Consider the following 10,863-nt stretch of genomic DNA (forward strand, 5'->3'; position numbering starts at 1 on the left):
CGTAGCGAAGCAATCCAGACTGTCTCCGCGGAGTAAATCTGGATTGCTTCGTCGCTTCGCTCCTCGCAATGACGAACCTTGTGGAGCAGCGCGCTTCGTCTAGCTGCCCAGCCCCTTGAGCACCAGACGGTTCAGCCTTGCAGCGAAGGCGGACGGGTCTTCCGGCAATTCGCCATCGAGGATCTGGGCCTGCTCCAGCAGCAGCAGGCAGAGATCATCGATCACCGTCGAGCCCGCCGGCGCCCTGGTGATCGCGGTGACCAGCGGATGGCGCAGATTGACCTCGAGGATCGGCCTGGAGCGCTCGCCCCGGTTCTGCTGCGCCAGAAGGCGCTCGAGCTCGCGGCTCGGACCTTGGCTGTCGGCGACGAGGCAGGATGCGGAGCTGGTGAGACGCGTCGAGGCCTTCACGTCGCTGACGCGCTCGTTGAGGGAACCCTTGATCAGCGCGATGGTGGCGGCTTCATCGGCCGCCGGCTCATCCTTCGTCTCCTCGTCGACGCGCGGGATCAGGTCGAGGTTGAGATCGCCCTGGCCCAGCGACTTCAGCGGCTTGCCGTCGAACGACATCGGCATCGAGGTCCAGAAGGCATCGACGGGATCGGTGAGCAGCAGCACCTCGATGCCGCGCGCAGCCGCGGCCTCCAGACGCGGACTGGACCTCAGCCGCTCGATGCTGTCGCCGACGAGATAATAGATCTCGGTCTGGTTCGGCTTGAAGTCGGCGACGACGTCCTTCAGAGAGCGCTTCTCGCCCGCGGTCGTCGTGAAACGCGACAGCGCCAGCAGCTTCTCGCGGCGTTCGAAGTCCTCGTAGATACCCTCCTTCAGCACCGCGCCAAAAGCGTCCCAGATCTTCGCAAAATTCTCTGCGTCCTTTTCGGCGAGGCTTTCGAGCTCCGAGACGACGCGGGTGGCGACCGCTTTGCGGATCTGCGCGAGCTGGGGGTTGTTTTGCAGCATCTCGCGGGAAATGTTGAGCGGCAGGTCCTCGCTGTCGACGACGCCGCGGATGAAGCGCAGATAGCCCGGCAACAGATCCGCATCCTCGGTGATGAAGACACGCCGGACATAGAGCTTGACCCTCCCCTTGCGCGACGGCTCGAACAGATCGAACGGCTTGGTCGACGGCGCGAACAGCAGCACGGCGTAGGAATAGCGTCCCTCGGCACGATAATGCAGCGTCATCGCGGGATCGTCGAAGGCAGTGGCGATCTGCTGATAGGCCTTCTTGTAGTCGTCAGCAGAAAGCTCCGATTTCGACCGCTGCCACAGTGCGCTCGCCGAATTGATCTGGCGCGGTTCGCCTTCTGCCGGCACGAGCTCGATGGGAAAGAGGATATTGTCGGAATAGGCAGAGACGACGCGCTGGATCTCGTAGTCTTCCAGATACTTCTTCGCATCCTCCTTCAGGTGCAGCACGATCTCGGTGCCACGGCTCACGCGTGCTGCATCTTCGTCGCTCGCACGCGCGATCTCGAAACCGGAGCCGCCCGACGAGGTCCAGGTCCAGACGTCGCTCTCGCCGGCCCTGCGGCTGATGACGAGAATCCTGTCCGCAACCATGAAAGCAGAATAGAAGCCGACGCCGAACTGGCCGATCAGGCCGAGCCCGTCCTTGGCCTCCTTCAGCTTCGCCACGAAAGCCTTGGTGCCCGAGCGGGCGATGGTGCCGAGATGATCGATCAACTCCTGCCGCTCCATGCCGATGCCGTTGTCGGCGATGGTGAGCGTGCCGGCCTGCTTGTTGGGGATGATGCGGATCTTTGGTGCGTCGCCCTCGCCGAGTAACGCCGGGGTCGCGATCGCCTCGTAGCGGAGCTTGTCGCAGGCATCCGACGCGTTCGAAATCAGCTCGCGCAGGAAGATGTCGGTCTCGGAGTAGACGGAGTGCACCATCAGGTGCAGGAGTTCGGACACCTCGGCCTGGAAGGGCTGCGAGTGCACAGCCGTATCTGACGTCGTCATGCGTTTACCCGATCGAAACTGGATGAGGAAACCCGGGATATAGCGCACGGGCGCGGCAGATCAAGAGGTTGTGATGGGCCATTTCTTCCTTCTCCCCCTGTGGGAGAAGGTGGCGCGAAGCGCCGGATGAGGGGTGTCTGTCCGCGCACTACTACAATGAGATGAGCTCGCGGAGAGAACCCCTCACCCGGCTTCGCTGGCGAAGCCACCCTCTCCCGCAAGGGGAGAGTTTGATGCCCGTTCACGGAATCGCTACTCGGATCGTGCGATGGTTATCGTTAAAAGCGGCGCCCCTGATTCCCATTTTTTTGCAATGAAACCGTCCATCAAGGCGACCCTCGCCGCACACAGCCACGATGCCAGGCTTTATCTTACGCTCGGGATTGCCAACTGGTCGATCTTCCTCGACCACGTGCCGAATAATGTTGCCAATCTGCTGACCTTGCGCAATTTTGGCTTCAGCGGTGCAGCCGACCTGTTCGTGTTCGTGGTCGGCTATGGCGTCACGATCATCCACGGCAAGATGGCGCTGGAGCGCGGCTTCGTCGTCGCGGCAACCCGCATCTTCGGTCGCGTCTGGCGTCTCTATGCGGCCTATGTCGTGCTGTTCGTGATCTATATCGACGCCATTGCCTACTTCGCCTCGCAATCGACCGCACCCGAGATCATCCACGAGTACAATATCTCGGGGATGCTCGACCATCCCCTGCGCATCCTGGTGCGTGGGCTGGTGCTCCAGGAAGAGCCGCTCAACCTCGACCTATTGCAATTGATGATCCCGCTGATGGCGTTCTTTCCGCTGGCGCTGTGGGGCCTGCTCCGCGGTCCGCACCTGACGCTGCTCGCATCGATCGCGGTATACTTCGCGGCGAGGTATTTCGGCTGGACGTTCCGGATCTCTCCGGACAGCGAATGGACCTTCAATCCGTTCTGCTGGCAGATGCTGATGGTGCTCGGAGGCTGGTTCGCGGTGACTGGCGCGCCCAGCCGCACGCTGCACGGCATGTCCTGGCTGCGGGCGCTCGCCGGCGCCTATCTCGTGTTCGCAATGGCGGTCACGCTGGCGCGGCATTCGCCAGCGCTTTCCGCCTATCTGCCGGATGCCGTGCTCGGCCTCTTCACGCCCGACAAGGAAAACCTCGCGCCACATCGCGTGCTGCATTTCCTCGCGCTCGCCTTCCTCGCCGCATATCTGGTGCCGGCCGATCATCCGGCACTGCAATGGAAATCGCTGCAACCGGTAATCCGGAGCGGCGAGGAGTGGCTCGCGGTGTTCTGCGTCAGCGTGTTCCTCTCCTTCGCCGCGCATCTCGTCCTGATCACGGGACCTAATCTCGTCGCGATGCAGATCCTGGTCAGCCTCGCAGGGCTGGCTGCAATCGCAGCGGTTGCCTTCTACATCTCCTGGTCCAGGAGGCAGGACCTGCCCGCCGCCCTGCGGCAGCGGGCCTAGCCGACGCGCGTCAGGCGATCGCGGCGAGATAGCGCGCCACCGACGCGTCGAACGCCGCCTTGGCACCGTCTGCGATGTTACGGCCCCACCAGGCGCCATAGATGCGATCAAAGGCGAGCGGCTTGACGGCCTCCGCAATCCGACGCACCGCGGCGGCGTTCAGCGGCATGTAGTTCGGATAGGAATACATGAAGCTGACGAAGCGGCGGTCCATCGTCACCTGCGCGATGTCGCCGGTGAGCAGCGCACCCCTGCCGTCAGCGCCACGCGTCCAGTGCAGCATGGTGGCGCCGGCGAAATGGCCGCCGCTGCGCAACAGCGTGACGTCGTCCGAGAGGCGATGACTGTCGCCGGTCCAGTGCTCGATTGCGCGATGCGGCCGCGTCACCCATTGGCGGTCGTCGGCATGGAGATAAACCGGCACGCCGCCAAAGGCCTCGCTCCAATCGGCAAGCGCGCCATAGTAGTGCGGATGCGAGATCGCGATCGCCTTCAACCCGCCGAGCGATCTGACATGGTCGATCGCCTCGGTGGTCGCCAGCGGAGCGCAGTCCCACATCACGACAGCACCGCCGTCGGGAACGAGCAGCGCGCGCTGGCCGATCGCAAAGCTCGGCTCGAGCGACAGGCCGGTCAGGCCGAGATCGTCCCGCCACACCGCGCGGCAGCGCAGCGCCAGGGCCTCGCGGGACAGAAACGTCTGCCCCTTCCAATTCACGAACTGGCGTTCATCCTCGCAGATCGGACACGATGACGGCGGTCTTTCGCTCGCAGGAAATTGCGCGCCGCAGGTTTCGCAGGTCCAAAGTGGCATGGCGAACTCCAGGAAAGACGTCGGTCAACAACAATCAAGTGACGTGCGGATCGCTCGTCCGCAAGAGCGGCTGGAACCAATGGGACCACCATCCGTTACGTTTTGGTCCACACAAGATCCAGGCAACCCGCCAACACCGGATTCGGTTGAGACCACGCTTGACGTATCGATGACATCGCGGTCCCCATCCTCGCCTCGTCTCTGGCCTCTCTTCGCGCTCAATTTCTTCATGGCCGACATGCAGTCGGGCATCGGGCCGTTTATCGGCGTGTTCCTTCAGGACCGCGGCTGGGCGAGCGGCCTGATCGGCACCGCCATGACCATCGGCAATGTCGCGGGCATGCTGATCACGACGCCGATCGGCGGCTTCATCGACGCCAGCCGCAACAAGCGCCTCTGGGTCGTGATCCCCGGCGTCTGCGTCGTCCTCGCCTCCGCGATCATCCTGATCTCGCAGAACTTCTGGGCGGTGACGTTGTCGCAAGTGGCACAGTCGCTGGCGAGCGCGGCAATCGTGCCGGCCGTGACCGGCATCACGCTCGGCATCGCCAAGCAAAAGGGTTTCAATGCGCTCAACGGCCGCAACCAGGCGTTCAACCATGCGGGCAACATGGTCGGCGCAGCGCTGTCGGGCTGGCTCGGCTACAGATACGGCTATGTGTCCGTGTTCGTGCTTGCCGCGGCATTCGGCGTCATCGCGATCGCCTGCGTGCTGATGATCCCCGCGAAATCGATCGACGACCGCGTCGCGCGCGGTAGCAAAGAGGACGACTCCAAGGCTCCGCCGGACGCGATGACGATGCTGCTCCGGCACAAGCCGCTGCTCGTGCTGGCGCTGTCGCTCGCCATCTTCCATCTCGGCAATGCGGCGATCGTGCCGCTCTATGGTCTTGCGGCGGTCGCCGAAGGCCAGGCCAACGGGCCGAGCTTCGTCGCAACCACGGTGGTGATCGCGCAAGGCGTGATGGTCGCGACATCGCTGATCGCCATGAAGGTCGCGAGCAAGCGCAACTACTGGCCGGTGATCCTGGTCTCCTTCATGTTCCTGCCGATCCGCGGCGCGCTTGCCTTCTTCCTCGCGGGATGGTGGGGCGTGGTACCGGTGCAGGTGCTCGACGGCATCGGCACGGGATTGCAGACGGTTGCCGTGCCCGGCGTGGTCGCGCGTTCCCTCAACGGCACCGGCCGCATCAATCTCGGCCAGGGCGCCGTCATCACCGTGCAAGGCGTCGGCGCAAGCCTCAGCCCCGCGCTCGGCGGCTGGATCGCGGAATGGATCGGCTACGGCCCGACCTTCCTGCTGCTCGGCGGCTTCGGGCTGGCGTCGACGGCGCTATGGCTGGCGTTCGGCGCCGCAATGAAGAAGTATTGAACTTTCACGTCCCGAAATTCTTCTGGATCGCCTTGTCGAGGGTGTCGCCGCCGACGAAGCGCTGGCGCAGCTCGCGCTTGAGCAGCTTGCCGCTCGGATTCTTCGGCAGGCTGTCGACGAAGATGACGCGCTTCGGCACCTTGAAATGCGCCATCTGGCCGGCGCAATGCCTGACGACGGCGTCCTCGTCCAGCGTCTCGCCTGTCTTGACCACGATGATCGCGGTGACCGCCTCGATCCAGCGCGGATCGGGCAGCCCGACCACCGCGACCTCCGACACCGCGGGAATGCGGTAGACCATTTCCTCGACCTCGCGGCTCGCGACGTTCTCTCCGCCGGTCTTGATCATGTCCTTCACGCGGTCGACGACGGTGATGTAGCCCTCGGCGTCGACGGTGGCGAGATCGCCGGAATGAAACCAGCCGCCGGAAAATGCCGCCGCGGTCTTCACGGGGTCGTTGTAGTAGCCGGACAGAAGATGCGGCGAGCGGTGGACGATCTCGCCGACCTCACCGACCCCAACGTCCTCCATCGCGGTGTTGACCACGCGCGTCTCGACATTGATCGTCGGCTTGCCGGCCGAGCCTGCCTTGCGGAGCTGGTCTTCGGGCTGAAGCACGGTGGCAAGCGGCGCGATCTCGGTCTGACCGTAGAAATTCCAGAATTTGACGTTCGGCAGGCGGCGCTGCAGTTCGAGCAGCACCTCCACCGGCATGATCGAGGCGCCGTAATAGCCCTTTTGCAAGGTCGACAGATCGGTCTTGTCGAAATTTGGCGAGCGCAGCATCGCGATCCAGATCGTCGGCGGCGCGAAGAAGGCGGTGATCCGATGAGCCGCGATCAGCGCCAGGATGTTGTCGGCGGTCGGCTTGCCCGTGATCACGCCGGAGGCACCGAGATAGATCTGCGGTCCCAGAAAGACGTCGAGCTGGGCGCAATGGTAGAGCGGCAGCGCGTGCAGCACGTTGTCATGCGCGCTCATGCCGCCATCGATGATGCAGCTGACATACTGCCACATGACCGCGTCGTGGGTCAGCATCGCGCCCTTGGGCAGCGATTCCGTGCCACTGGTGTAGATGATCTGCGCGAGATCGCGGGCATCGACGGAGGCCTCGAAGACCGAACCATCGGAATGCAGGAGATCATCGAACGTGGTGAGCCCCGCGGGCGGCGACGCCGGATCCTCGCCCGGCAGCCAGATCAGCTTCTCGACCGCGCAATCCCTGGCGCTTGCGGTGCGCGCGGGCTCGACGAAATCGGGACCGGTCGCCAGCACCTTCGCACCGGAATTCTTCAGGATGAAATTGATCTCGTCCGGATTGAGCATGAAGTTGATCGGCACCAGCACCGCACCGATCCGCGCCACGGCGAAGCGAAGCGCGGCGAACGCATGCGAATTGCGCGACAACACCGCCAGACGGTCGCCCTTCCTGACGCCGAGACCATCGAGGCCGCGCGCCAGGCGATTGCAGACCGCGTCGAGCTCGGCAAAGGTCCACTTTACGCTGCCGCAGGAGAGAGCCGGCTTGTGCGGTTCACGGCCAGCGGAGCGGCGGAGAAGATCGCCGATCGAATGCTCGCGGGCTTTCGAGATGGTGGTTGCGATGTCGCCGGTCATGTCGGCTTCCCCCGTCGTGCTGTTGTTCGTTGAGGGAAGCTATAATTTCAACGGCGTTTCCGGTCAATTTGCGTGGACCTGCGCGATGAGCATTGCGGGCCGTGCCGACGCCTAAACGCAAGTCGTTCTCGTGCGATTGGGTTGCGCCACGGCAGGCTCAGAGCTTGTGCCCCTTCTGGCGCAGCGCCTCGGTCAGGCGCTGCTTCAATTCGTCGGCCGCCCTGCGGCTGACGTCCTGGGCGATCTGCGCGCTCGCCTGCGCAAGCGCGTCCGATTTCTCGAGCAGCTTCCGCCCCGCCGGCTGGGCGTAGAAGGCTTCGATCTGGCGCAGCTCGTCGACGGTGAAGGTGGCGGCGTAGACCGCTGCGATCTGGTCGATCATCTGGTCGACGAAGGGAGCGTAGATATCCGAGCTCGTCGCCGTCATGGCGTCGAAGTCGCGCTCGATCTCGGGCCTGTCCTGAGCCAGGACGGGGCGCAACTTGAGCAGGAGCTGCGGCAGGAGCGCGCGATATTGCTCCGCCGTCCTCATGGTGGTCACGAGCTTGCGCGCCGCGCTCATCGCCTCGGGCGAGGGCGCCTGCGCGGCGGCGGTGCAGGTGAGAAACAGCAGCGTGCCCGCAATCGTCAACCAGCCTCTCGACATGAACCCCTCCATGAGAATTCGCCAAAATTCGAGCGCCGCGATCGCCTCTCAGCTACCGACACCTGCCGCGACGACAGGGGCTGTCTTGTCGCGATCGGGCACCGGTTCGGGCTCCTCCTCCTCGAGCACGTCCACGAACAGATCTGGAATTTGCTTCGCCCGGTCGAACAACCACGCAACGACGATCATGACCACGATGCCGGCAAAGGAGACAGCGAGCTGCTCCCACGTGCCCTTGGTGTATTGGGTCAGGATCCAGTGTGCGGAGAACGACAGGAACACGCCGAGACAGAAGATCGGCAGCGAATGCTGCCCGCACAGGATGACCGGGCGCAGCCATTTGGTGTGAAGCGCCTTCCAGTGGCGCGGCACGAGCTGCGTGACCCAGATCGCCAGCGCGAGAAAATGCGTGAAACGCAACATGTCGAGGTCGGTCTTGTCGATCGGGTAGATCGCCTTGATCATCCACTTCGGGATCATCGCCTCGAGGGTGTGAACGTGCCAGGTCATCACGATCAGGAACGCAAACGCGATCCAGGCGGCTGCGAGCCCCATCACGGACTTCGACCATACCCATTTCGCGATCTTGTCGACCTCGCCGGAACCGCACCAGGCCGCGAACACGAACATCAGCTGCCAGCAGAACGGATTGAAGTACCAGGTCGTGCCGGGCGGATAGGACGCGACATTCCAGTCGAACCAGCGCGACAGCACGTAGAGCACCACGGATGCCAGCAGTGTGAGGTTCGGACGTCGCACGAGGCACCACACGATGAAGGGCGAGGCGAACACCAGCGTGATGTAGAGCGGGAGCACGTCGAGATTGACCGGCTTGTATTTCAAGAGGATCGCCTGGCCGATCAGCTCATCCGGATGCGCGAGGAAATTGAACACGTTGAACTCGTGCTCATACATCGGGTTGTCGAACCGCCGCGCGGTGCGCGCGATCTGGGCCGTGAACAGCAGAAACAGCATGATGTGGGCGACGTACAGTTCGGCCGTGCGTCTCCAGAGACGCTTGAGTGCCGCAAGGAAGAAGCCGCCGCGCACGATCGGCGCGTAGATCCAGCCGACGAGATAGCCGGAGATGAAGACGAAGAACTCGGCGGCGTCGCTGAATCCGTAATTGCGCAAGGTCAGCCACGACACCACGTCGTGCGGGATGTGATCGAGGAAGATCATCCACAAGCCGATGCCGCGGAACAGATCGAGCCGCAAGTCGCGCTCGATCGGAGACAAGAGTGCTGCCGAATCCCGGTTGATCATGGCTCCGCCCCGTTTTCCAAGGACAGTCTCGCGGCTGCCGCCCAATCAATCTATGCTGAAATTGTCGCGAATACGCCACCTAACCCGGTGGCTAACGCCAAGGGTAGCGGACATCGGCTCCGCGGAAAAGAAGCTTTGTCTGGGGGAAGGCCGATCGGGTCGCCCCACCGGGCTTTTCCGCGCCATCGCAATCTGATCTCCTTCGGCCTCAAGTCCTTTGGGGGGAGCCACGCCATGAACGTCGCGATCATCTGTACCACCTTGCTCGGCCTGCTGCTGTTTGGCCTGGGGCTCTATGTCTCGATCCTGCGCGGCAGGTTCAGGCGGAGCATCGGCCACGACCTCGGCCCCACCGACCCTATTCACCGCGCGGTGCGGGCGCATGCCAACACGGCCGAATATGCGCCGTTCTTCGCGGCGATGTTTCTCTGGTTCGCGACGCGCCCGGCCCCAGGCTGGATCATCGTAACGATCGTGGTGGCGACGATCGCGCGCTTTTCCCTTGCCGCCGGGCTGTTGTGGGGCAAGTCGCTCAACCGGCCCAATCCGGCGCGCTTTGCCGGCGCATTGTTTACCTATCTCTGCGGGCTGGCGCTGGCGGTCGGACTGGTGGTCGCGTGAGAGGCCTCGCAACCATTTTGCGCCGCACGGCGATCTCCGGGACGGTCGCGCTCGCCCTGCTGACGCAGGCGATGGAGGCGCGCGCCGACCCCACCTTCGACACGTGGCGCGCGCAGCTCTGGCAGGAGGCGAAGGCGCGTGGCGTGAAGCAGGCGGTGTTCGACCGCGCGACCGATGTCCAGCTCGACCTTGGCCTGCCGGATCTCGTCATCCCCGGCCGCCCCGTGCAGGAGCAGGCCGAATTCGCACGTCTGCCGGCGGACTATTTGCCCCGGCAGCAGCTCGCGGGGCTTGCGAGGACGGGCGCGCGGCATTTTGAGACCTACCGCAGCCTGCTCGCGCGCATCGAGGCCGACTACGGCGTCCCCGGCAACGCCGTCATTGCAATCTGGGGCCGCGAGACCGATTACGGCGCAGAAGTGCAGCGCCATCCTGTGTTCCAGGCGCTGGTGACGCAGGCCTATCTCGGCCGCCGCAAGGACCTGTTCCGGACCGAGCTGCTGATCGCGCTCGACCTGGTCCAAAATGGCACCATCAGCATGGACGCGAAGGGCTCCTATACGGGCGCGATTGGCCAGACCCAGTTCGAGCCCTCGGACTTCCTCAAGTTCGCGGCCGATGGCGACGGCGACGGCAAGATCGATCTCGAGCGCTCCATTCCCGACGCGCTCGCCTCGGGCGCCAAGCAGCTTCGCGACTATGGCTGGCAGCGTGGCAAGCGATGGGGGTTTGAGGTTCGGCTGCCGCCGACCGTGAGCTGCGTGGAGAGCTCGCCCGACATCAAGCGGCCGCTCGAAGCCTGGCTGAAGCTCGGCGTCACGCCGGTAGGCGGTGCCGGCATCACCACCGGCATGCTGCAGGAGCAGGCGCAGCTGCTCATGCCTGCCGGCGTTTATGGTCCGGCCTTCCTCGTCTTCGCCAACTTCCAGGCGATCCGCAGCTACAACCAGTCCGACGTCTATGCGCTGTTCGTCGGCCATCTCGCCGACCTCATCGCCGGCGGCGCCCCGTTCGAAAAGCCCTGGGCCAAGCTCAGACCGTTGCGCAACAGCGAGGTCGCGGCGATCCAGATGCAGCTCAGCAAGAGCGGCTATTATTCCGATGC

The 10,863-nt window shown here is 64.0% G+C and carries 9 protein-coding genes; 4 read left to right on the top strand and 5 right to left on the bottom strand.

Going from position 1 to position 10,863, the window contains the following annotated elements; genetic code table 11:
* Positions 1–99 precede the first annotated feature (99 nt).
* Complete coding sequence (gene htpG, locus Q3C01_RS41615; protein WP_458151133.1) at positions 100–1,968, bottom strand: molecular chaperone HtpG; 1,869 nt, start codon at positions 1,966–1,968, stop codon at positions 100–102.
* Between the two features lie 313 nt (positions 1,969–2,281).
* On the opposite strand from htpG, the gene Q3C01_RS41620 reads away from it, so the two are divergent.
* Positions 2,282–3,421, top strand: coding sequence for an OpgC domain-containing protein (locus tag Q3C01_RS41620; RefSeq protein WP_458151134.1), 1,140 nt, complete (start codon positions 2,282–2,284; stop codon positions 3,419–3,421).
* Positions 3,422–3,431: 10 nt separating this feature from the next.
* On the opposite strand, the gene Q3C01_RS41625 is transcribed toward Q3C01_RS41620, so the two are convergent.
* Positions 3,432–4,235: an MBL fold metallo-hydrolase gene (locus Q3C01_RS41625; RefSeq protein ID WP_458151135.1), complete on the bottom strand. Its 804-nt coding sequence runs from the start codon at positions 4,233–4,235 to the stop codon at positions 3,432–3,434.
* A 169-nt stretch (positions 4,236–4,404) separates the two neighbouring features.
* On the opposite strand from Q3C01_RS41625, the gene Q3C01_RS41630 reads away from it, so the two are divergent.
* Positions 4,405–5,607, top strand: coding sequence for an MFS transporter (locus Q3C01_RS41630; RefSeq protein WP_458151136.1), 1,203 nt, complete (start codon positions 4,405–4,407; stop codon positions 5,605–5,607).
* 4 nt (positions 5,608–5,611) lie between these two features.
* Here the strand turns inward: Q3C01_RS41630 and Q3C01_RS41635 are convergent, their stop codons facing one another.
* The 3 genes from Q3C01_RS41635 to Q3C01_RS41645 form a co-directional block, all read right to left on the bottom strand.
* The gene (locus Q3C01_RS41635; protein WP_458151137.1) at positions 5,612–7,225 is read right to left on the bottom strand and encodes an acyl-CoA synthetase; all 1,614 of its coding nucleotides are present in this window, start codon (positions 7,223–7,225) and stop codon (positions 5,612–5,614) included.
* Positions 7,226–7,382: 157 nt separating this feature from the next.
* Positions 7,383–7,871, bottom strand: coding sequence for a DUF2059 domain-containing protein (locus Q3C01_RS41640; RefSeq protein WP_458151138.1), 489 nt, complete (start codon positions 7,869–7,871; stop codon positions 7,383–7,385).
* Positions 7,872–7,919: 48 nt separating this feature from the next.
* Complete coding sequence (locus Q3C01_RS41645) at positions 7,920–9,137, bottom strand: OpgC domain-containing protein (protein WP_458151139.1); 1,218 nt, start codon at positions 9,135–9,137, stop codon at positions 7,920–7,922.
* A gap of 234 nt (positions 9,138–9,371) precedes the next feature.
* Between Q3C01_RS41645 and Q3C01_RS41650 the strand changes: the two genes are divergently transcribed.
* Together Q3C01_RS41650 and Q3C01_RS41655 are read left to right on the top strand one after the other, a co-directional pair.
* Positions 9,372–9,758 carry an MAPEG family protein gene (locus Q3C01_RS41650; protein WP_458151140.1) on the top strand — a complete coding sequence of 129 codons (387 nt, stop codon included), beginning with the start codon at positions 9,372–9,374 and terminating at the stop codon, positions 9,756–9,758.
* Positions 9,755–10,863: lytic murein transglycosylase (locus Q3C01_RS41655; protein ID WP_458151141.1), on the top strand; the 1,109-nt coding region annotated here is incomplete at its 3' end. The genes Q3C01_RS41650 and Q3C01_RS41655, both read left to right, overlap by 4 nt.

The organism is Bradyrhizobium sp. UFLA05-109 (genome assembly GCF_054185165.1).

Excerpts from the sequence above, each read along its gene's own strand:
- htpG (WP_458151133.1), bottom strand. The coding sequence starts at position 1,968 with ATGACGACGTCAGATACGGCTGTGCACTCGCAGCCCTTCCAGGCCGAG.
- Q3C01_RS41620 (WP_458151134.1), top strand. The coding sequence starts at position 2,282 with ATGAAACCGTCCATCAAGGCGACCCTCGCCGCACACAGCCACGATGCC.
- Q3C01_RS41625 (WP_458151135.1), bottom strand. The coding sequence starts at position 4,235 with ATGCCACTTTGGACCTGCGAAACCTGCGGCGCGCAATTTCCTGCGAGC.
- Q3C01_RS41630 (WP_458151136.1), top strand. The coding sequence starts at position 4,405 with ATGACATCGCGGTCCCCATCCTCGCCTCGTCTCTGGCCTCTCTTCGCG.
- Q3C01_RS41635 (WP_458151137.1), bottom strand. The coding sequence starts at position 7,225 with ATGACCGGCGACATCGCAACCACCATCTCGAAAGCCCGCGAGCATTCG.
- Q3C01_RS41640 (WP_458151138.1), bottom strand. The coding sequence starts at position 7,871 with ATGTCGAGAGGCTGGTTGACGATTGCGGGCACGCTGCTGTTTCTCACC.
- Q3C01_RS41645 (WP_458151139.1), bottom strand. The coding sequence starts at position 9,137 with ATGATCAACCGGGATTCGGCAGCACTCTTGTCTCCGATCGAGCGCGAC.
- Q3C01_RS41650 (WP_458151140.1), top strand. The coding sequence starts at position 9,372 with ATGAACGTCGCGATCATCTGTACCACCTTGCTCGGCCTGCTGCTGTTT.